Raw genomic sequence first — 21,980 nt, forward strand, 5'->3', positions numbered from 1 at the left:
GAACGCAGAAGACACCTGGATGGGAGATTTCCGATGAAACACGCATGTGTCCTTTCCCTGGGCCTGGCCTTCAGCCTGGGCGTCGGCGCCTCCCTGGCGCTGGCAGCGAACGAGCCGAACACCCAGCGCACCCCGACCGAACAGGTACCCGGCACCGGCACCATCGACCGTGACGGGGGGCCAATGGGCTCCGGCACACCGGGCGATGGCCTGGGTATAGGTACCGATGCCAACGACACCGACAACACCGGCGGCGACGGCACCGCCCAGGGCAAGCCCGGAGAGGCAGGGCCCGGCACCGGCAACAATGGCGACCTGGATGATTCCGGCAGCCCAGGTGGCGGGGCCCCGCGCAACGACGATTCGCTCTAGGCGGCCTGCATCGAAGGGCTTTTGCCTCGAGCCCGGCACAAGGCCTCACACCGTGATTTCGCAAGTCTTTAGAGCGGCGCAATCTCGGTGGGTGGCGGCAGCCTGCGATGGCTGCAAAGCGGCCCCAAGCCTAATGCCAGTCAGTTAAGCGTTATCGGCTGCATTTGGGGCTGCTTCACAGCCCATCGCAGGCTCCGCCAGCTCCCATGAAGCAAGCGGAGCCTGGGCCGTATTGGCACGGCTGAGAAGTATTAAACCAACCGAAGGCAATTTGGGCTTGTCCCGCGATTAGGCCCACCGGCACTGCTGCGACATTCCACCACACCTGCGCGTTATACCGTTCATCCACTCGAATGGTAGATTCGCCAACCATGAACACCTCCCGCCAGACACGTTCGCTGACTGCCTGGGCGCTCTATGCCAGCGTCCTGTTCAGCCTATTGTTGTGCGGCTTGCACCATGGCCAGATGAGCGGCCTGCGCCTGGCCGGGCTGGAAGGCGGTTTCTGTTCGCTCTCCAGCGACCACAGCCCAGCGATCGACCTGGGCGACAGCAGCAGCGACCAACACATGGCCCAGCTCGAGTGCCCGGTGTGCTCATCCTTCGCCCTGGCCGTACCGCTGGCCAGCCACGGCTGGGCCCTTTTCCGGGCCAGGGGCAACACACCCTCACCCATCGTCGCACGCAGTTGGGCACAGCCGCCGCCACGCTACCTGCGCCCCGCCCTCAACCCCCGCGCCTCTCCCATCGCCTTCCCCGCAGCAGCGACCTTCGCCTGACGCCAGCCGTGCGCGCTGGTGGTCAGCCATGACCTTTGCGTGGAAGCCCTGACAACATGATTCGCAAGACCTCCCTGGTGCTCCTGATGGGCACCTGCAGCTACGCCTGGGCGGGTACCGCCCCTATCGAACTGACCGCCACCACCGTCGATGGCGAACGCCAGGCGCCCACCGGGGTTCAGCTGGACGAGCCGATTCGCACCGGCTCCCGGCTCGGCCTCAGCGCCCGGGAAACCCCGGCCTCGGTGAGTGTCTCGGACCGCCGCGTGATCGAGGAGCGCGGCGCCAAGGACACCCAGGATGTGATCAACGCCATGGCCGGCGTCAATGCCTCGGCCAACCCCGGCTATGGCGGCTACGTGTCCTACCGCGGCTTTACCCAGAACCAGATCACCCAGCTCTACAACGGCATCAACCTGGGCTACAGCAGCGCCACCCGCCCTGTGGACGCCTGGGCCATCGACCGGGTCGAGCTGCTTGGCGGGCCCTCGTCGTTCCTGCATGGCGCCGGTGCCGTGGGCGGGTCGATCAACTACATCACCAAGCTGGCCAGCCGCGACGAGCAGACCGTCGATGCACGGGTGCGCTATGGCAGCTACGACGACGCGGAAGTCGCCTTCGGCATCAACCAGGCCCTGGCCGGCAACCCGGCCGAGGCCCGGCATTTCGCCCGCCTGGACTTCAGCCGTAGCCACGGCAATGGCTATGTCGATCGTAACGAGCGCTGGACCGACAGCCTTGCATTCTCGCTGCTCAGCGACCTGTCACCCAACCTGACCCATACCCTGGCCCTGGAATACCAACAGGACAAGGAAGACAGCCCCTACTGGGGCGCGCCGATCCTGCCGGGACGCAGCACCATGAAGATCGACCGGCACCGGCGCTTCGAGAACTACAACATCGCCGATGGCCGTTACGAGCAGCGCGTACGCTGGCTGCGCTCGATCCTGGATTACCAGCTCAGCGACAGCACCAGCGTGCAGAACACCCTGTATCACTACCGAGCCCAGCGCGACTACCGCAACCTGGAGCGCTACGCCTACAACGACGCCGGCAACGTCGTGCGCTCCGGGCCCTACCTGCAGCGCCACGAACAGCGGGTGCTGGGCGACCGTATCGAACTGCGCCACGACAACGCGCTGTTCGGCCTGGTCAGCCAATGGGCGCTGGGCCTGGACTATTCGCGCATGCGCCAGACGCTCTACCCTACGTCCAACAACTGGAGCGATATGGTGGACCCGGACCACTTCGACCCCGGTAGCTTCGGGGACATCCCTGGCGTGAATAATGGTCTGACCAAGCAACGCCACCACGAAGTGACCAACCGCGCCTTGTTCGCCGAAAACCGCCTGCAGCTCACCGAGCGCCTGGCCCTGCTGAGCGGCTTGCGCTACGACTACCTGGACATGCAGGTGCACAACTATGGCCCGGTCTCGGCCACCAGCCCGGCCTACTTCGAACGCCGCTGGGAGCCCCTGAGTGGGCGTGTCGGCCTGACCTACGCCTTGACGCCGTCGGCCAGCGTATACCTGCAATACAGTACCGCCGCCGACCTGCCGGCCGGTTCCTTGGCGTCTGCCACCTACTCCAACGTGGGTTTGTTCGACCTGTCCAAGGGCGAGCAGTGGGAAGCTGGCAGCAAGTTCGACTTCCTCGACGGGCGTGGCGCAGCGACACTGGCGGTGTACCAGATCGTGCGCAAGGACTTCGCGGTACGCGACGCCAACGACCCCAACGTGACCGTCCAGGCGGGCCAGCAGACCTCGCGCGGCATCGAGCTGTCCGGCCGGCTGCAGGTCACGCCTAGGCTGTTGGCCGAGGCCAACTATGCCTATGTCGATGCCAGGTATGACGAATTCAACGAAGCGGTCGGCGGCAAGTCGGTATCGCGCAAGGGCAACACCCCGGTCAACGTCCCGGCCAACGTCGCCAACCTGTGGCTCACCTATGCCTTCACCCCGGCCTGGACCGCAGGGATGGACATGCGCTATGTCGACTCGGTGTACGCCGACAACGCCAATACGCTCCAAGCTCCTGCCTATACCCTGTTCGGTGTGTTCACCCGCTATCGCCTGGACGAACACACCGCGATCACCGCACGGGTGCGTAACCTGACCGATGAGCTGTATGCCAAGCAGGCGTATGGCACGCAGTACTACATGGGCGCACCGCGCACGTTCGAGGTGGCGATGGACCTGCGGTTCTAGGGCCTGTACGAAAATCGGCCCTGGCCAGCGGACTGCCCCGGCCCTCTCGCTGGCAAGCCAGCAACCACCGGTACGGCGATGCTTCTGAAAACAGCGCAGAACAGATGGGGGCGGGCTTGCCCCGCGACAGGGCCAGATCAGGTATCCCGATGTCGTCCATGAAAAAGCGCCTCGCCCCACCTGCCGCTCTACTGGGCCACATAACAACGATGCCGCGGCCCGACCGCGGCACTTTCGTCCAAGCTGCCCATGAAGACCGGAGAACACCCCCATGCCCATACCCCATGAGGTATCCCCCGCCACCCTGCGCCGGGTGATCGCCGCCTCGGCCATTGGCAACTTCGTCGAATGGTTCGACTTCGCCGTCTATGGTTTCCTCGCCACGCTGATCGCCAGCCTGTTCTTCACCGGCGAGGATTCGAGCATCGCCCTGCTCAAGACCTTCGCCGTGTTCGCCGTGGCGTTCGCCCTGCGCCCGTTGGGCGGCATCGTGTTCGGCGCCCTGGGCGATCGCCTGGGACGCAAGCGCATCCTGTCGCTGACGATCCTGCTCATGGCCGGCTCCACGACCCTGATCGGCCTGCTGCCGACCTACGCCAGCATCGGCCTGGCAGCGCCCTTGCTGCTGACCCTGGCCCGGTGCCTGCAGGGCTTTTCGGCCGGTGGCGAATATGCCGGCGCCTGCGCCTACCTGATGGAGCATGCGCCCCAGGACAAACGTGCCTTCTACGGCAGCTTCGTGCCGGTGTCGACCTTTTCGGCCTTCGCCTGCGCAGCGGTGATCGCCTATGCCCTGGAAGCCAGCCTGACGCCCGAGGCGATGAGCAGCTGGGGTTGGCGGGTTCCCTTCCTGATCGCGGCACCGCTGGGGCTGGTGGGCCTATACCTGCGCTGGCGCATGGAGGAAACCCCAGCCTTCCGCGAGGCCATGGCAGAGGGCAAGGAACACAGCCATTCGCCGCTCAAGGACACCCTGCGCCATCACGGCCGGGCAATCCGCAACCTCGGGGCATTCATTTCCCTGACCGCGCTGTCGTTTTACATGTTCACCACCTATTTCTCCACCTACCTGCAGATGGTCGGCAACCTGACCCGTGCCCAATCGCTGCTGGTGTCTACCGTGGCGCTGCTGGTGGCTGCCGTCGGCTGCCCCCTGGCCGGTGCGTTCTCCGACCGCGTCGGGCGGCGCAAGACCATTGGCTTTACCTGCCTGTGGGTGATGGTGGCGGTGTTTCCGGCCTACTGGCTGGCCAGCTCGGGGTCGATGTCAGGCGCCTTGCTGGGGGTGATCCTGCTGGCGATCGGCGCCTTGCTCAGCGGCGTAGTCACCGCCGCGCTGCTCTCGGAAAGCTTCCCGACCCGCACCCGCTATACCGCCTCGGCGATCACCTACAACGTGGCCTACACCCTGTTCGGAGGCACCGCACCGCTGGTGGCGACCTGGCTGATCAGCCAGACCGGCAGCAGCCTGGCGCCAGCGTTCTATCTGGTGGCGATCGCTCTGGTGGCGTTGGTCGGTGGCTTGGCACTGCCGGAAACTTCGCGGATTTCGTTGCATGATGAAATCGGTGGGCGTCAGGCTGAAGCGACGTAGACTCAAGGGCCTTATCGCCGGCAAGCCGGCTCCCACAGCAACAGTGCTATCGTCACGACTGACGCGTTACCTGTAGGAGCCGGCTTGCCGGCGATGGACGTGCAGCGCCCCAAGCCCTCAACCAGGCTCCCCCTCCTCCCGCCGGTGCGCCCACTGGTACAGCGCCGGCAGTACCAACAAGGTCAACGCGGTGGATGAAAGGATGCCCCCGATCACCACGGTCGCCAGCGGCCGCTGCACCTCCGCCCCGGTACCGGTGGCCAGCGCCATCGGAATGAACCCCAACGACGCCACCAACGCGGTCATCAACACCGGCCGCAACCGGGTCAGCGCCCCTTCCTCGATGGCCGTGCCCAGCGACCGACCCTCCTCGCGCAGGTTGCGGATGAAGGCGATCATCACCAAGCCATTGAGCACCGCCACCCCAGACAACGCGATGAAACCGACCCCGGCGGAGATCGACAGCGGGATATCCCGCAGCCACAGCGCCAGCACCCCGCCGGTCAGGGCGAACGGAATGCCGGTGAACACCAGCAGGCCATCCTTGAGGTTGTTGAACATCATCAGCAGCAATGCCATCACCAGCAGCAGCGCCACCGGCACCACCACCTGCAAACGCTCGGCGGCCGACTGCAGTTGCTCGAACTGGCCGCCCCAACGTGTCCAATAGCCCGGCGGCACCTGCACCTGGTCGATCAGGGTCTGCTCGGCCTCTTCGACGAACGAACCCAGGTCGCGCCCACGCACGTTGGCACTGACCACCACCACCCGCTTGCCATCCTCACGGCTGACCTGGTTCGGGCCCAGTTGCAGGTTGAGCGTGGCCACCTGGGACAGCGGGATGAAACCGATCTGCGTTGTCCCTGCCGCTGCGCTGGCCGGCACCGGGATGAGCAGGTTCGAAAGCCCGTCGACATCGGTACGCAGGGCCTCGGGCAGGCGCACCACCATGTCGAAACGCCGGTCGCCTTCGTACAGGGTACCGGCCGTTCGCCCGCCGACGGCAATGGCGATGGCATCTTGCACATCACCGACGTTCAAGCCATGGCGGGCGGCCTTATCGCGGTCGATATCGATGGTCAGCACCGGCAGCCCGGTAGTCTGTTCGACCTTCACCTCCGAAGCTCCCGGCACCTGTTGCAAGGTGGCGGCGATCTGCGCGGCGGTGCGGTTGAGTGTTGCCATGTCGTCGCCGAACACCTTCACCGCCACATCGCTGCGCACGCCGGAAATCAGCTCGTTGAAACGCAGCTGGATCGGCTGGGACAACTCGTAGTTGCTGCCCGGTACGCTGGCCGCGGCGCGCTGCACCTCGGCGATCAGCGCTTCGCGCGGCTTGTCCGGGTCGGCCCATTGTTCGCGCGGTTTGAGCATCACATAGGCATCGGAGATGTTCGGCGGCATCGGGTCGGAAGCGATCTCAGCGGTACCCGTGCGGGCGAATACCCGCTCCACCTCGGGCACCTGGGCGATGATGGCCGTTTCCAGCTGTTGCTGCATCTGCACCGACTGGCTCAGGCTGGTACCCGGCACGCGCAGGGCCTGCAGGGCGAAGTCGCCTTCGCTGAGGCTGGGAATGAACTCGCTGCCCATACGGTTGGCCAGCACACCCGACAACAGCACCAGGGCTGCAGCCCCGGCGAACGCCAGGTTGCGATGGCTCAGCACCCAGCCCAGTACCGGCGCGTAGCGCTGGCGTGCGGTACGCATCACCACGCCCTCTTCTTCCTTCACCTTGCCGGTGACGAACAGCGCGATGGCTGCCGGGACGAAGGTAACCGACAGGATCATCGCGCCCAGCAGGGCCATCACCACGGTGAAGGCCATGGGGTGGAACATCTTGCCTTCGACACCGGTCAGGGCAAAGATCGGCAGGTACACGACCATGATGATCAACTGGCCGTAGACCAAGGGCCTGCGCGCCTCGCGAGCAGCGGCGAACACTTCGTGGAAGCGCTCGCTGCGGGTCAGCATGCGCCCATGGCGCTGCTGCGCATGGGCCAACCGGCGGATGGCGTTCTCGACGATCACCACTGCGCCATCGACGATGATGCCGAAGTCCAGGGCTCCCAGGCTCATCAAGTTGGCGCTGACTTTGTTGCTGAACATGCCGGTGAAGGTGAACAGCATCGACAGCGGGATGACCATGGCCGTGATCAATGCCGCACGGATATTGCCCAGGAACAGGAACAGCACGGCAATCACCAGGATCGCGCCCTCCACCAGGTTCTTCTTCACCGTGGCGATGGCCTTTTCAACCAGGTTGGTGCGGTCGTACACCGTCACGGCTACCACCCCCTCGGGCAGGCTGCGGTTGACCTCGGCGAGCTTGGCGGCCACGGCCTGGGACACCGTGCGGCTGTTTTCGCCGATCAGCATGAACACCGTGCCCAGCACCACCTCGCGGCCATTTTCGGTGGCCGCGCCCGAACGCAGCTCCTGGCCCAACCCGACCCGGGCGACATGGCTGACCCGGATGGGCGCGCCATCGGTACTGGAGATGACGATATTGGCGATATCCTGGGCCGACGCCACCTGGCCCGGAGCGCGAATCAGCAGCTGCTCGCCGTTGCGCTCGATGTAGCCGGCCCCCACGTTGGCGTTGTTGCTTTCCAGGGCGCCGATCAGGTCATTGAGCGTGAGCTTGTAGGCCGCCAGGCGCTTGGGGTCCGGCGCAATCAGGTACTGCTTGGCATGTCCACCGATGGTGTTGACCTCCGCCACACCGGGCACGTTGCGCAATTGCGGCTTGATGATCCAGTCCTGGATCACCCGCAAGTCAGTGGCGGTGTAGGGCGTACCGTCCTCCTTGCGTGCTCCCGGCTCGGCCTCGACGGTCCATAGGAAGATCTCGCCCAGGCCCGTGGAAATCGGCCCCATGGCCGCCTCGATGCCCTCAGGCAGTTGCTCGCGAGCCACTTGCAGGCGCTCGTTCACCAGTTGCCGGGCGAAAAAGATATCGGTGCCGTCATCGAAGATGACCGTCACCTGGGACAAGCCCGAGCGCGACAACGAGCGGGTCTGCTTGAGCCCAGGCAGGCCGGCCATGGCCGTCTCGATGGCGAAGGTGATGCGCTGCTCGGTTTCCAGCGGCGAATAGCCGGGCGCGGCGGTGTTGATCTGTACCTGGACGTTGGTGATGTCCGGTACCGCGTCGATAGGCAGTTTCTGATAGCTGTTGATGCCCACGGCGGCCATCAGCACCACCGCGAGCATGACCACCAGGCGCTGCTCGATGGCGAATTGGATCAGGCGTTCGAACATGGATACGTTCCTGGGTCAGTGGCTGTGCTCGGCCGAGCCCTTGCCGAGCTCGGACTTGAGGACGAAGCTGCCGGCGGCCGCCACCTGGGTGCCGGCGGCCAGCCCTTCGGTGATTTCCACCTGGCCGGCATCGCGCCGGCCGGTCTTGACCGGGCGGGCCTCGAAGCCCTCCTCGGTACGGGCGAAGACCACCGTCTGCTCCTCCCAGGTCTGCAGGGCCGCTTCCGGCACCACCACGGCGGCGTCGAAGCGCTCGATGTTCACCGCGATCGTCACGAACAGCCCTGGGCGCCAGGCGCCGTCAGGGTTGGCCAGAGTGGCTCGGGCGGTGGCGGCGCGGTTCTGCTCGCCGAGCAGGTTGCCAACATAGTTGACCTTGCCTTGCACTTCGGCGCCCAGGTCCGGTGCACTGACGGTCACGTTCCGCCCGGTGGTCACCCGGCCCAGGTCGCCAGGCGTGACGGCGAAGGTCGCCCATACCCGGCTGAGGTCCGAGAGCGTGAAGGCGTTGCTGGTTTCATCGACCACCTCACCTACGGTCAGGTGCTTTTCCACCACCACTGCATCGAACGGTGCGCGCAGTTCATAGCGGTTGCCGGCCCCTGCCGGCGCCACGGCAGCGACTTTCTGCCGGGCGTTGGCCAGGGCGATCTCGGCTTCCTGCAATGCCTGGCGAGCTTGCAGATAGTCCTGCTCGGCGCTGATGCGCTCCTGCCACAACTGTTGTTCGCGCTTGAAGGTCAACCGCGCCAACTCCAGGCGCCGTTGGGCGGCCTGTTGTTCGCTGCGCAACTCGGAGATCTGCTGGCTGGCGACTACCGCCAGCACCTGGCCGCGCTTGACCGCCTGGCCCAGTTCGGCTTGTACCGCCTCGACCACCCCAGGCACCCTTGGCACCACATGGGCGGTGTGGTCTTCGTCAAAGCGGATTTCGCCTGGGAAGCTGATGGCCGTGCCCAATGTCATTGGCCCGGCAACGACCAACTGCACGCCGGCGGCTTCGATCTGGGCGGCGCTGAGGTGCAGGCTACCGGTCTGCTCGGCGTGTGCCTCGCCACCCTCCTCGCCATGGCCCTCATCCTGCTTGCCATCATGGGCGTGGGTGTGTTCGCCACGGTCATCGCGGACCTTGCCAGCGGTGTTGGTCCAGGCCAGGCCGCCAAGGCCGAACACGGCGATGGCGGCGGCCAGGAGGGCTATCTTGCGGGTGTTATTCATCGTTACTCCTGAAAAGATGGGCCGTTCTGGGGACCTGGGGCTGCAACGCAGCTCCAATCAGAACCCCTCACCCAGATCGCCATAGATACGTTCCACCTGCGCCCTGGCATCGGTGGCCGAGGCCAGGGCGTCCAGGTACAGCCCGCGCGCCTCGATCAGCGTGCGCTGGGCGTCGAGCACGTCGAGGAAGCCGAACTTGCCCATTTCGAACCCTCGCGTGGCGGTGTCGACCGCCTGCTGGGCCGACGGCAGGATGGTGCGGTCGTAGGCCTGCACCTCCGCCATGGCGGCGGCCCACTGGCTGACGGCGCTACGGGTGTCGCTGCGCAGGCGCAGTTCGACGGCGTTGCGCAGGTCGCGGGCCTGGTCGGCACGCCGGGCAGCAGCCAGCACGTTGCCCTGGTTGCGATCGAACAAAGGCAGCGGCATCGACAGGCCAACCACATTCACCCGTTCGCGATCTTCGCGGCTGTACTGGCTGCCCAGGCTCACAGTGAGGTCGGGTATGCGCCGGGCCTTCTCCGAGCCCAGAGCCGCCTCGCCCCGCTGGATCTGCGCCTGCGCCAGGCGCCATTCGGCGGTTCGCGCAATCTTGTCGAGCAAGGCCTCGGCACGGGGCGCAGGCCCTGGCGACAGGTGGCTGGCATCGAGGCGGTCGAAGGAGGCCAACGGGTTTCCAGTCAGGCGCGCCAAGGCCTGGTAGGCGACCGTACGCTGGGACTCGGCACGGCGCACCTGGGCACGTGCCTGAGCCAACTGCACCTGGGCGCGGGTGACCTCGACCGGTGAGGACTGGCCGGCCTTGACCCGCCCCTGCACTACCTGCAGGCCGCGCTCGGTCAAGGCCTGGGACTGCTGTGCCAGCTCCAGCGCGGTCTGCGCCCGCAGCGCGGCATGGAAGGCCTGGACCACATCGGCGCGCAGGCCGTTGCGCTGGCGCTCGAGTTCGAGCTGCGCCACGCTCTGGCCGGCGCTGGCCAGCTCGATCCGTGCACCACGCTTGCCGCCGAGCTCCAGGGCCTGACTGAGGGTCACGGTGGTGGTGCTGGTGTCGCGGCGGGTGTCTTCGACCTCCCAGGACAGTTCAGGGTTGGGGATCAGCCCGGCCTGGCGCCGCTCGCCCTCGGCGATACCGATTTCACGGCCAGCGGCGGCCAGTTCGGGGTTCTGGGCGAAGGCGGCGTCGAGCGCCTGGGACAGGCTCAAGCCTTGCGCTGCCTGTAGCTGCGGCATGGCAAGCACAGCCAGTAGCAGGCCAAACAAGGCAGCATTGCGGGGTGTGGCACGGTTGCACGGCACGGTGAGGTCCTCGTCGACAAGCGTCGGAAAGCTTGGCGAGGGACTCTAGGGCGGGGCGCTTATCGTCGCGGTGGCATGAACATTACAATTTTGAAAGAAAGCGCCAGGCTGATCGGTTGGCTGCTCCGGCCCAATCGCAGGACAAGCCCCACACAGGATCGCGTAACTCCGGGCTTACGCTGTGTGGGGCTTGCCCCGCGATTGCAGTCGAAAGGCCACCGCCTACCCGACGAGGTCATTCCGCCAGCAGTGCCTGGATCACGCGCTCCTGTCCGGCATAGTCACCCTCACCGAAATGCACATGGCGCACCTGCCCCTGGCGATCGACGAAATAGTGCGCAGGCCAGAACTGGTTGCCCCAGGCGTTCCAGACCCGGTAGTCGTTGTCCACCGCGACCGGGTAGCCGATGCCGAGCCTGGCCACCTTCTCGCGCAGGGTGCCCAGGTCATGCTCATAGTCGTACTCCGGGGTGTGCACCCCTACCACCACCAAGCCCTGGTCGGCGTAGCGCCGGGCCCAGTCATTGACGTGAGGCAGGCTGCGCTGGCAGTTCACGCAATCCCAGGTCCAGAAATCCACCAGCACCACCTTGCCCTTGAGGGCGGCATCGTCCAGCGGCGGCGAATTGAGCCATTGGCTGGCGCCGGCCAGCGAGGGCATGGGCTTCTCCCTGCCCTGGGCCGCCAGGTAGCCCGCCAGGCCAAGCCCCAGCAGGCCCAGCACCCACCCAGCAACCTTCAGCCACCGGCGTCGGTCAGTTGTCATGGCAGCCACCGGTGGCGTAAGTACGATACTCCAGGCTTTGTCTACGGCCATGGGAATCGAGGTAGTCCATGCGCGTATTCACCACGCCGCAGGCATTGCTCTGGTCATCCTTGATCGACAGCACTTTCTGCACGTCCAGCCGGTCGCCATAGCGATACTGCATCACGCTGTCGCTCATCGGTTCGCTGCTGGCCTGGGCGGAAATGGCGGCAACGCCGAACAACGCGAACAGGGCTGCATTGGCAAAAGTCTTGAAGGTCATGGCATCTCTCCTGTGCAAATGGGGAGTTGGTTCCCCGGTCGAGAGCCATTACAAGCCTGCTGGGTATCGCGGATGTGTCTGCACAGGGCCAGGTGTGCATTTTCCTGTATCTCTGTCATAGGCAGATACACTGCAATACAAACCCCGGCAGGCAAGCACTGCGACGCTCGGTACACTTGCCTGCATCTTTACTCGTAAGGAACCCTGCGATGGAACACGTCGATCACATCCTGATCGTCGACGACGACCGCGAGATCCGCGAACTGGTCGGCAACTACCTGAAGAAGAACGGCCTGCGTACCAGCATCGTTGCCGATGGCCGACAAATGCGTGCCTTCCTGGAGAACAATACCGTCGACCTGGTGGTGCTCGACATCATGATGCCGGGCGACGACGGCCTGCTGCTGTGCCGCGAACTGCGCGCCGGCAAGCACCGCAACACCCCGGTGCTGATGTTGACCGCCCGCAACGACGAGACCGACCGCATCATCGGCCTCGAGATGGGCGCCGACGACTACCTGACCAAACCCTTCTCGGCCCGTGAGCTGCTGGCCCGGATCAACGCCGTGCTGCGCCGTACCCGCATGCTGCCGCCGAATCTGACCATCAGCGAAAGCAGCCGGCTGATCGGCTTCGGTCAATGGCGGCTGGACACCACAGCCCGCCACCTGCTCGACAGCGATGGCACGCTGGTGGCCCTGAGCGGCGCCGAATACCGCCTGCTGCGGGTATTCCTCGACCACCCGCAGCGGGTGCTCAGCCGCGAGCAATTGCTCAACCTCACCCAGGGCCGTGAAGCGGACATCTTCGACCGCTCCATCGACCTGCTGGTCAGCCGCCTGCGCCAGCGCCTGGGCGACGACGCCCGCGAGCCCAACTGCATCAAGACCGTGCGCAGCGAAGGCTATGTGTTCTCCCTGCCCGTGCAATTGCTCGAGTCACCCACATGAGGTGGCCGCATACCCTGGCGTCGCGCCTGGCCCTGATCTTCCTCACCGGCCTGGTGCTGGCCTATGGCCTGTCGTTCAGCCTGCAGTTCTACGAGCGCTATGTCAGCAGCCGCTCGATGATGCTGAGCAACCTGGAGCAGGACGTCGCCACGTCGGTGGCCATCCTCGACCGCCTACCGGCTGAGGAACGTGCCGCCTGGCTGCCCCGCCTGCAGCGCCACAGCTATCGCTACCAGTTGGGCCAAGGCCTCGGCGGCCAGGCCATGCCCAGCGAAGACCCACCCATGGCCGCCGAGTCCATCGTCAAAGCGATCGGCCGGGACTACCGCCTGACCTTCCTCGAGATCCCAGGCCCTACTCCACATTTCCAGGTACACCTGCGCCTGGCCGACGGCGCCCCCCTGACCCTCGACGTCACGCCTTCCGGCGTGCCGGTGGCCAAGTGGTTGCCTGTGGTGCTGTTGATCCAGCTGGCGGTGTTGTTGGTCTGCACCTGGCTCGCGGTGCGCCTGGCCATCCGCCCTCTGACCCGCCTGGCCCGGGCAGTGGACGACCTGGACCCGGACAAGCCAGGCCCGCAACTGGACGAAAGCGGCCCGCGGGAGGTGCGCTATGCCGCCGTGGCGTTCAATGCGCTACAGGCTCGCATCGCCGCCTACCTCAAGGAGCGCATGCAGTTGCTGGCGGCCATTTCCCATGACCTGCAAACCCCGATCACGCGCATGAAATTGCGCGTCGAGGTCATGGACGATGGCACGGAGAAGGACAAGCTGTGGAGCGACCTGACGGCCATGGAGCACCTGGTGCGCGAAGGCGTCGCCTATGCCCGCAGCATGGACAGCAGCACCGAGGCGCCCTGCCGGGTCAAGCTCGACGCCTTTCTCGACAGCCTGGTGTTCGACTACCAAGACAGCGGCGCGAAGGTCGAATGCCTCGGTGCCACCAACGTCACCCTGCAGACCCGCCCCCATGCCCTGCGCCGGGTATTGGTGAACCTGGTGGACAACGCCCTGAAGTTCGCTGGGGCGGCACAGCTTGAGGTCGAGCACGCCGGCACCCGTACCTTCATTCGCGTTCTGGACGAAGGCCCCGGCATTCCGGCTGCAGAGCTCGATGAGGTACTCAAGCCCTTCTACCGCGTCGAGGGCTCGCGCAACCGCAGCACTGGCGGGACCGGCCTGGGGTTGGCCATCGCCCATCAGCTGACCCAGGCCATGGGTGGGCGCCTGACCTTGACCAATCGCCCGGCAGGTGGGTTGTGCGCGCAAATCGAGTTGACGTGAGGCGCCCTGAGCGGCGCCGATCTACACGAAGATACATAAGCACTGCCCGCCCGACACATTGCAGATACGCCGCTCCAGCACACTTGCGTACACACACTGCATATTCGGGAGACCTGCTGATGAACACCCTCGCCCACCCCTCAGGCTGGAAACCACTCACCCTGCTCGATCGCGTCGCCAGCTGGGGCGCTGACCTGCCCCTGCGCCTGTTCCTGGCCTGGGAGTTCTTCGAGTCGGGCCTTGAGAAATTCAATGGCGCCAACTGGTTCACCGACCTGCAGTCGAGCTTTCCGTTTCCATTCAACGAGCTGCCTGCGGGCTTGAACTGGCAGCTCTCGCTGTGGGCGGAGCTGATCTGCCCGCTGTTGCTATTGCTTGGCCTGGGCACTCGCCTGGCCTCGGCGGTGCTGATGGTGGTCACCGTGGTGGCGATAGCCGCCGTGCATTGGCCGGAGCATTGGTCGACCCTCGCCGAGCTGGCCCGGGGCTATGTGATCACCGATCAGGGCTACGGCAACTTCAAGCTGCCGCTGATCTACCTCGTGGCCTTGCTGCCACTGCTGCTCAAGGGCGCAGGCCGCCTGAGCCTGGACCACTGGCTGTGGCGTCGGCTGCGCCTGGCGGGCCGTACCGCGACGGTGGGCTAGAGCTGTTCTGCGCGCAGCGCGATCGCAGGGCAACCCCGCGATCGCGTCGCTCGTTGGCGCACTTGCCGCGATCACCTCAGGTCGAAGCGATCGAGCTCCATGACCTTGACCCATGCCGCGACGAAGTCCTTGACGAACTTGCCCCCTCCATCGCTGCTGCCGTACACCTCGGCCAGGGCGCGCAGCTGGGCATGGGAACCGAACACCAGGTCGACCCGGGTGCCCGTCCATTTCAGTTGGCCGGTCTTGCGGTCACGGCCCTCGAAGGTCTCGTTGTCCGCCGAGGTGGGTTTCCACTCCACCCCCATGTCCAGCAGGTTGCAGAAGAAGTCATTGCTCAGCGTGCCAGGCCTGTCGGTGAACACGCCATGCGCGCTGCCACCGGTATTGGCCCCCAGCACCCGCAGGCCGCCAACCAGCACGGTCATTTCAGGGGCGGTGAGGGTCAGCAACTGGGCCTTGTCCAACAACAGCTTCTCGGCCTTGACGCTGTAGCGCGCCTTGGAGAAATTGCGAAAACCATCGGCCAACGGCTCGAGTACGCCGAAGGATTCAACGTCGGTCTGCGCCTGGGAGGCATCCATGCGCCCGGGCCTGAACGGCACGTTGACGTCATGCCCGGCGTCCCTGGCGGCTTTTTCAACTGCGGCGCTACCTGCGAGCACGATCAGATCGGCCAGGGAAACCCGCTTGCCCGAGGCATTGAATTCGCCCTGGATCCTCTCCAGTACCTGCAACACCGTGTTCAATTGCTCGGGCTGGTTGGCGGCCCAGAACTTCTGCGGTGCCAGGCGCAGTCGCCCGCCGTTGGCGCCGCCGCGCTTGTCCGAGCCACGGAAGGTCGAAGCTGCGGCCCAGGCGGTGGACACCAGCTCCGCCACGCTGAGCCCCGATGCCAGGACCTTGCCCTTGAGGGTGGCGATGTCCTGCTCGTTCACCAGCGGGTGGTCGACTTTCGGGATCGGATCCTGCCAGAGCAGCTCTTCTTCGGGCATCTCCGGCCCCAGATAACGCGCCAAAGGGCCCATGTCCCGGTGGATGAGCTTGTACCAGGCACGGGCGAAGGCATCGGCCAGCTGCTCGGGGTGTTCCTTGAAGCGACGGGCGATGGGCTCGTAGATAGGGTCGAAACGCAGGGCCAGGTCAGAGGTGAGCATCGATGGCGCATGGCGTTTGCCAGGGTCATGGGCGTCGGGAATCCGCCCTGCTCCGGCACCGTTCTTCGGCCGCCACTGGTGGGCGCCGGCGGGGCTTTTGGTCAGTTCCCAGTCGTAGTTGAACAGGTTCTCCAGGTACTCGTTGCTCCACTTCGTCGGGGTCGAGGTCCAGGTCACTTCCAGGCCGCTGGTGATGGTGTCGCCGCCCTTGCCGGTGCCGTAGCTGTTTTGCCAACCCAGCCCCTGCAATTCCAGGCCTGCCGCTTCCGGCTCGGGTCCGACGTTGTCGGCAGGGCCTGCACCGTGGGTCTTGCCGAATGCATGGCCGCCGGCGATCAGGGCCACGGTTTCCTCGTCATTCATGGCCATGCGGCCGAAGGTCTCACGGATGTCCTTGCCGGAAGCCACCGGGTCGGGGTTACCCTCGGGGCCTTCCGGGTTGACGTAGATCAGCCCCATCTGCACGGCAGCCAAGGGGTTTTCCAGGTTTCGCTCGCCGCCCAGGGCGCGCCCTTGTTCTTCTTCATGCTTCTGCGGTTCGGCCACCAGGTCGCCCTTGCCCGGGGGTTGCGCCTTGCCGTAACGGGTGTCACCGCCCAGCCAGACCTTTTCCGAGCCCCAATACACATCTTCATCCGGCTCCCACACATCGGCGCGCCCACCGGAGAAGCCGAAGGTCTTGAAACCCATGGATTCCAGGGCCACGTTGCCCGTCAACACGATCAGATCGGCCCAGGAAATGTTGCGCCCGTACTTCTGTTTGATCGGCCACAGCAAGCGCCGGGCCTTGTCCAGGCTGACGTTGTCCGGCCAGCTGTTGAGCGGGGCGAAACGCTGCTGGCCGGAGCCTGCGCCACCCCGGCCGTCGCCGATACGGTAGGTGCCAGCACTGTGCCAGGCCATGCGGATGAACAGCGGGCCATAGTGGCCGAAGTCCGCGGGCCACCAGTCCTGGGAGTCGGTCATCAAGGCTCGCAGGTCTTGCTTGAGGGCCTGAAAATCGAGTTGTTTGAACGCCTTGGCGTAGTCGAAGTCCGGGTCCATCGGGTCGGACTTGGACGAATGTTGATGGAGGATCCGCAGGTTCAACTGGTCAGGCCACCAGTCACGGTTGTTCGTGCCGCCACCGGCGGTCTGATGAAACGGGCATTTCGATTCGTTCGACATCTGCGTGTACCTTTCGCACGGAAGTGGAACAGGCATCAGGGGTGTCCCTGCCCATGCCTGCATGCCGTTTTCTTGGGGCAGAGTGAAGCCTAGCCGAGCGCAGCCAGGTTTCTAATAGGGCAATTGACTAGGGTCGATAGGCCAAAACTGTCAGCAGCATTGTCACTTGCCGCGTTGCATCCAGGCCGCCCCCAAACCACTCAGGCAGATGATGGCGATGCCCACCAGGCTGGCGATGTCCGGCACCTGGCCGAAGATCAGCAGCCCCAGCAAACCGGCGAAGACGATCTGGCAATAGCTGAACGGCGCCAGCAATGCCGGGGCAGCCAGGCGGAAGGCCTGGGTCAGCAACAGGTGCGCGGTCATGCCGCAACCGCCGAGGGCCAGCATCAAGACGACGTGGTTCCATTGCGGTGCGTGCCAGAAGAACGGCACCAGCACGCTCAGGATCAAGGTATTGCACAGCCCGGCGAAGAAGTTGCTGGTGGTTGGGCTGTCGTAGACGGCCAGCTTTCGGGTCAGCAATTGGTAGAAGCAAAAGCCCAGGGCCGACCCAAAGGGGAACAGGATCGCCGGGGTGAACATCGCCCCCCCAGGGTGCACCACGACCAGCACGCCGATAAAGCCCATCACCACCGCTACCCACTGGCCGACGCTGACGCGCTCCTTGAGCAGCGGCACCGAAAGCGCGGTGACCAGCACCGGGGCGAGGAAGTTGACGGATGTCGCTTCGGCCAAAGGCAGGTACTGCAGGCCTGTGGTGAACAGCAAACTCGTGCTCAACAGGCTCAGCGCACGCAACGTCTGCAAGACCGGGCGGCGAGTGCGCAATACGGCCATGCCGGCCTTGGGAAGGAAGATCCCGGCCATCAGTAGGGTATGTACCAGGTAGCGTGCCCAGACCACCATGATGATCGGGTACAGGCCGCCCAGGAACTTGGAAAGGGCGTCGTGGCTGGCGAACAGGAAAGTCGCCACCACCACCAGGGCGATGCCGCGCAGCGGTTGGTTGACTCCGGACAGCGGGGTACTGGCACTCATGGCGTTCTCGGCGGTGGCGCACACTCGCGCCGGGAACCGCACGGCCGGTCGGTCGGCGGGTTTACTGTGCGGATTCTAGAAGAGATGTGCCAGGATGCGAAACCTGTAATGCCAGGCAACCAAGCCTTATCGACTGCAAGCACCGGCACACACGTAGAACGTCAGTTTGGAGGCCGGCGCTATACCTGTGGTAGCCGGCTTGCCGGCGATAGGGCGTGCAGCGTTCCGTGTCCTTGACTGACAGGCATCAGCCCCTGGTGCACTATTTTTCCTCGAGCACCGCCCGCCCCTTCACGGCCCGAGGTCCCATCCAGGCCCAGACGATCAAGCCGGGCAAGGGTACGTAGACCACGAAGACGATCCATAGCATCTTCCGTTCAGCGCGCCGGTCGCTGCCGATGATGTGCCAGATGGCGAAGATCTCCAAGAGGATCAGAATGGCTGCGAGAATGATCCAGATCGTTCCGATTTCCATGAGCGCTCTCCCAATAGGCATGTAGTGCTTTGGGTGCCAGCCAGCCGCCAGGGTTCAGTCCGATCCTGCCCGCGTGTGCGATCCAGTTGTCTTTCCCTCACGCTCCCAGCAAACTCATCGGGCCAGCCAGGAGTCGGAGTCAGCAGTGTCCACGCCACGTCAGTTCAGCCAGAAGACCAGCACCAGCAACATGCTGCGGCTAAAATCCGCCTCCGCTAACGGCCAGGTGCCCTATCGAGTCGACTTCGTCCTTCTCGAACACTTCTCCATGGCCAGTTTTACCGTGGCGATGGACGTGCTGGTCACCGCCAACCTGCTGCGTGCCGACAGCTTCCGCTTCAACCCGCTCTCACCCAAGGGCGACCGGGTGCTCAGCGACCTGGGCCTGGAGCTGGTGGCCAGCGAACTCGATGCAGCCAGCCTGAAGGAGCTGGACCTGCTGGTGATCTGCGGCGGCTTGCGCACGCCACTCAAATACCCTGAACTCGACCGCATGCTGGGCGACTGCGCGGCCCATGGCGTGGCGTTGGGCGGTTTGTGGAACGGCGCTTGGTTCCTTGGCCGCGCAGGTGTGCTGGACGACTACGGCTGCAGCATTCACCCTGAACAGCGTGCCAGCCTGGCTGAACGCAGCCCACAGACCCGCCTCACACCGGCCAGCTTCACCCTGGACCGGGACCGGCTCACCGCCGCCAGCCCCAATGGCGCCATGGAGCTGATGCTCGGCCTGGTTCGACGTCTCTACGGCGATGCACTGGCCGAAGGTGTCGAGGAAATCCTGTCGTTCTCCGGGGCCCGCTATCGCCAGGTTGGCCCTGGGGCGAAGAAGTCCATGAGCCTGCACTTGCGTACCATCGTCGAGCTGATGGAGAACAACCTCGAGGAAACCCTCAGCCTGGACCAGCTCGCCGCCTACAGTGGCCGCTCACGGCGCCAGATCGACCGCCTGTTCCAGGCCCAGCTCGGCACCTCGCCGCGGCGCTACTACATGGAACTGCGCATCACCAAGAGCCGTCGGCTGCTGCAATATTCCGACCTCTCGGTAATGGAAGTCGCGGTCGCCTGCGGTTTCGTCTCGGTATCGCACTTCAGCAAGTGCTATGCCGCCTATTTCGGCTACCCGCCATCACGGGAGCAGCGCCTGGGCGAGTGAGGCCGCTGGCAGCCCGTTCAAGCACGGATGTAACCCAAGACCGCTTCGCGAATCATCTGCTTGTGGCGCCGCTTGACCTCCTGCTCGCAGAGGTCGATTTGGAAGAGCTCGCCGAAGGTATGCCGGTTGGACACGCGGTAGAAGCAGAACGAGCTCATCAGCATGTGCAGGTCGATGACGTCGATGCCTGGCCGGAACACGCCCTCTTCCACACCTCGTTGCAGGGTACGGGCCAGCCCTTGCAGCACGAGGCTGCTCATTTCGCGAATCGCCGGTGATTGCTTGATGTACTCGCCGTAGTGAATGTTCTCGGTGCAGACGATGCGCACGAAATCGACATTATGGTCATGGTGGTCGAAGGTGAAGTCCACCACACGTTCGATGGCCTGCACGGCCGGCAGCGACTCCAGGTCAAGGCTGTGCTCGGTCTTGCGGATGTCGCCGTAGAGCTTGACCAGGCACTCGATGTACAACTGCTCCTTGCTGCCGAAGTAGTAGTAGATCATGCGCTTGGAGGTGGCGGTGCGCTCGGCGATGGCATCGACCCGCGCGCCGGCAAGGCCTTGCTGCACGAACTCATGGATGGCGGCCTGGAGGATGTCCTCGCGCGTTTTCTCGGGGTTGTGCTTGCGCGGCTTGCGCTCCCCTTCGATCCCGGATTGCCCGAGATTGACTACCGAATCACTCATACCCACTCGCAGGCTGTTGTCTTCAATGGCGTGGGATTATCCGCGAGCGGGGCCGTACAGGGAAGCGGGAGGGCACCTGTGTGCCCTCCCAAAGGTGTCAGCGGACGGTGAACTGGATGTGCAAGGTGATGTCGCTTAGCTCTTTCAGTACCTGCTGATCCTTGGCATCGGCGAAGGTCAGACTCAGTAACGTCTTGTCATCCTCGTCATTGGCCGACGCGATAGGCAGCCCTTCGAACGGCAACCATCGGGTGGCCGCGTTGCCGCCCTCCTGAGGGAATAGACCGTCGTCCTTGCGGGCATGGGATATGACGCTTTGGTGGCAACCGGACGGCAAGCCGAGGTAGTTGGTCATCAAACGCGCCCGGACCTGCTCGGAAGATTCGACATGCGGCCCGTCAAGGCTCACCGCTATGCGACGAATGCGGCATATGCCGTCTTCGAACTCTTGCGCCAAACCCAGATCCTTGAGGCCGAACTGTATAGACAGCTTGTTCGACTCGAACGTCAAACTGCCCAGCGGAAGCGTGCAATCGATCTCCTTTCCGTCCTGCACGCTCTGAATGGCATCCTGCAGCGTGACTGCCTCCCCATCCACGAGAAGCTTGCCATCGAAGACCTTGGCCAGCGACACGTCGCGGGTCACCTCCAACTCACGCTTTTGCCATCTCACCCAGGCATCCTCCATCTGCCCCAACGCCAACATCAGCCCCTCTCCGCACAACAGCCCCGACCAAGCGCCATTCCAAGTGCCCGTGCGCAGGTAGCGGGTGTTCTCACCCATTTCCCATTGCAACGCCTTCTGCGCCATCAGGCAGCGCGTAACCGTCAGGTCGTAGTAGGTATAAAAGATACTTGCCAGGCGCGCGCGCAACCAACTGTACAGTGCTTTGCTGGTCGCCTTGCCTTGATGGTAAGCAAGTTGTACCTGAGCATTCATCTCTTGGGACCGCGCGTGGGCGATCTGCAGGTTGATAGAGGTTTCACGCGCCGTCAGCGCTTCCAGTTGCACCTGGAATGCCGCCATGAATCCTGCGGCATTCTTGTACTGAATCTCCCAGTCCTGGCGCCGACGTCGATAGGCCTCGCATTTATCGATCGTCTCGCTGGCGATCTCCAAGCCGGTCATCGTCAGGCCAGCAACCGTCCCTGCCGCCTGCAGTGGGCCGCTGGGACGTCCACCACCGTTGGATGTGCCGAAAACATTCGGGAATGTATTCACCAGTCCCGCCGTCACGGCGAGCGATCCCCAAACGCCGGTCAAGGCTTTTCTCGTTTGGGCGAAACCTAGTGCCAGTTTTTCACCTGTGTTCATGTTCTCGTCATACAGGGAGCGGTAATGGTCTCGTCGCGTCCTGGCGACCTCCATAAGCACTGTTATACGTTTGCGTTCAACATCCAGCTCCTTGAGGGCCTGCTCTTGCAGCTCCACGCTTCTGGCCGCCAGTTCCACCCCTTGAGTACTGAGCAGTTCCAGCAACCCTTCAGCATCCTGGCGCTCGAGAATGAGCCGCATGGCATTGCCGAACAGCATGAGGTGGGACGCCATGGTCCGCGCCCCTTCCATCAGCGGAATGAAACGCAACGCCGGCACGTTGTCGATGGTCGGCAAGGCATTGGCCCCGCCCGCCTCGGCGGCCACCGCGTCGGCCCACAG

At 64.5% G+C, this 21,980-nt stretch carries 18 protein-coding genes; 8 read left to right on the top strand and 10 right to left on the bottom strand.

Annotated features, from left to right (window positions below; translation table 11 throughout):
- Positions 1 to 33: 33 nt before the first annotated feature.
- The 4 genes from AC1MHZ_RS21710 to AC1MHZ_RS21725 all read left to right on the top strand — a co-directional run bounded on the left by AC1MHZ_RS21710 (position 34) and on the right by AC1MHZ_RS21725 (position 4,952).
- Complete coding sequence (locus AC1MHZ_RS21710; RefSeq protein ID WP_482966905.1) at positions 34 to 372, top strand: hypothetical protein; 339 nt, start codon at positions 34 to 36, stop codon at positions 370 to 372.
- Between the two features lie 371 nt (positions 373 to 743).
- Complete coding sequence (locus tag AC1MHZ_RS21715) at positions 744 to 1,151, top strand: DUF2946 family protein (protein WP_084856852.1); 408 nt, start codon at positions 744 to 746, stop codon at positions 1,149 to 1,151.
- A 56-nt stretch (positions 1,152 to 1,207) separates the two neighbouring features.
- Entirely contained in the window at positions 1,208 to 3,358 is a 2,151-nt protein-coding gene (locus AC1MHZ_RS21720) for a TonB-dependent receptor (protein ID WP_482966906.1), read from the top strand.
- A gap of 271 nt (positions 3,359 to 3,629) precedes the next feature.
- Positions 3,630 to 4,952: an MFS transporter gene (locus AC1MHZ_RS21725; RefSeq protein WP_482966907.1), complete on the top strand. Its 1,323-nt coding sequence runs from the start codon at positions 3,630 to 3,632 to the stop codon at positions 4,950 to 4,952.
- Positions 4,953 to 5,069: 117 nt separating this feature from the next.
- Here AC1MHZ_RS21725 and AC1MHZ_RS21730 read toward each other — a convergent pair whose 3' ends face one another.
- From AC1MHZ_RS21730 to AC1MHZ_RS21750, 5 genes are all read right to left on the bottom strand, one after another.
- On the bottom strand, positions 5,070 to 8,216 hold the full coding sequence (locus AC1MHZ_RS21730; protein WP_482966908.1) for a CusA/CzcA family heavy metal efflux RND transporter: 3,147 nt from the start codon (positions 8,214 to 8,216) through the stop codon (positions 5,070 to 5,072).
- Positions 8,217 to 8,231: 15 nt separating this feature from the next.
- The gene (locus AC1MHZ_RS21735) at positions 8,232 to 9,434 is read right to left on the bottom strand and encodes an efflux RND transporter periplasmic adaptor subunit (RefSeq protein WP_084859063.1); all 1,203 of its coding nucleotides are present in this window, start codon (positions 9,432 to 9,434) and stop codon (positions 8,232 to 8,234) included.
- Positions 9,435 to 9,491: 57 nt separating this feature from the next.
- A complete protein-coding gene (locus tag AC1MHZ_RS21740; protein ID WP_084859066.1) occupies positions 9,492 to 10,667 on the bottom strand; it encodes a TolC family protein in 1,176 nt (391 codons plus the stop codon).
- A 301-nt stretch (positions 10,668 to 10,968) separates the two neighbouring features.
- A complete protein-coding gene (locus AC1MHZ_RS21745; protein ID WP_084859062.1) occupies positions 10,969 to 11,499 on the bottom strand; it encodes a thioredoxin family protein in 531 nt (176 codons plus the stop codon).
- Positions 11,489 to 11,761, bottom strand: a complete 273-nt coding sequence (locus AC1MHZ_RS21750) for a DUF2790 domain-containing protein (protein ID WP_084859061.1) — start codon at positions 11,759 to 11,761, stop codon at positions 11,489 to 11,491. Before AC1MHZ_RS21750 ends, AC1MHZ_RS21745 begins: the two co-directional genes overlap by 11 nt.
- A 209-nt stretch (positions 11,762 to 11,970) precedes the next feature.
- On the opposite strand from AC1MHZ_RS21750, the gene AC1MHZ_RS21755 reads away from it, so the two are divergent.
- The 3 genes from AC1MHZ_RS21755 to AC1MHZ_RS21765 all read left to right on the top strand — a co-directional run bounded on the left by AC1MHZ_RS21755 (position 11,971) and on the right by AC1MHZ_RS21765 (position 14,641).
- On the top strand, positions 11,971 to 12,711 hold the full coding sequence (locus AC1MHZ_RS21755) for a response regulator (RefSeq protein WP_084859060.1): 741 nt from the start codon (positions 11,971 to 11,973) through the stop codon (positions 12,709 to 12,711).
- The gene (locus AC1MHZ_RS21760) at positions 12,708 to 13,994 is read left to right on the top strand and encodes an ATP-binding protein (protein WP_084859059.1); all 1,287 of its coding nucleotides are present in this window, start codon (positions 12,708 to 12,710) and stop codon (positions 13,992 to 13,994) included. The genes AC1MHZ_RS21755 and AC1MHZ_RS21760 overlap by 4 nt, the downstream gene beginning before the upstream one ends.
- A 119-nt stretch (positions 13,995 to 14,113) precedes the next feature.
- A complete protein-coding gene (locus AC1MHZ_RS21765; RefSeq protein ID WP_368829565.1) occupies positions 14,114 to 14,641 on the top strand; it encodes an HvfX family Cu-binding RiPP maturation protein in 528 nt (175 codons plus the stop codon).
- Positions 14,642 to 14,712: 71 nt separating this feature from the next.
- On the opposite strand, the gene katG is transcribed toward AC1MHZ_RS21765, so the two are convergent.
- The 3 genes from katG to AC1MHZ_RS21780 form a co-directional block, all read right to left on the bottom strand.
- Positions 14,713 to 16,965 carry a catalase/peroxidase HPI gene (katG, locus tag AC1MHZ_RS21770; protein WP_084859057.1) on the bottom strand — a complete coding sequence of 751 codons (2,253 nt, stop codon included), beginning with the start codon at positions 16,963 to 16,965 and terminating at the stop codon, positions 14,713 to 14,715.
- Between the two features lie 162 nt (positions 16,966 to 17,127).
- Positions 17,128 to 18,006, bottom strand: coding sequence for a DMT family transporter (locus AC1MHZ_RS21775; RefSeq protein ID WP_084859056.1), 879 nt, complete (start codon positions 18,004 to 18,006; stop codon positions 17,128 to 17,130).
- 262 nt (positions 18,007 to 18,268) lie between these two features.
- On the bottom strand, positions 18,269 to 18,481 hold the full coding sequence (locus AC1MHZ_RS21780) for a PLD nuclease N-terminal domain-containing protein (RefSeq protein ID WP_084859055.1): 213 nt from the start codon (positions 18,479 to 18,481) through the stop codon (positions 18,269 to 18,271).
- A 145-nt stretch (positions 18,482 to 18,626) separates the two neighbouring features.
- On the opposite strand from AC1MHZ_RS21780, the gene AC1MHZ_RS21785 reads away from it, so the two are divergent.
- A complete protein-coding gene (locus AC1MHZ_RS21785; RefSeq protein WP_084859054.1) occupies positions 18,627 to 19,634 on the top strand; it encodes a GlxA family transcriptional regulator in 1,008 nt (335 codons plus the stop codon).
- Positions 19,635 to 19,651: 17 nt separating this feature from the next.
- On the opposite strand, the gene AC1MHZ_RS21790 is transcribed toward AC1MHZ_RS21785, so the two are convergent.
- Both AC1MHZ_RS21790 and AC1MHZ_RS21795 read right to left on the bottom strand, forming a co-directional pair.
- Complete coding sequence (locus tag AC1MHZ_RS21790) at positions 19,652 to 20,323, bottom strand: TetR/AcrR family transcriptional regulator (protein ID WP_084859053.1); 672 nt, start codon at positions 20,321 to 20,323, stop codon at positions 19,652 to 19,654.
- 97 nt (positions 20,324 to 20,420) lie between these two features.
- Positions 20,421 to 21,980: Tc toxin subunit A-related protein (locus AC1MHZ_RS21795; RefSeq protein ID WP_482966909.1), on the bottom strand; the 1,560-nt coding region annotated here is incomplete at its 5' end.

The sequence above is a fragment of the Pseudomonas sp. FA-1 genome (assembly GCF_056856075.1).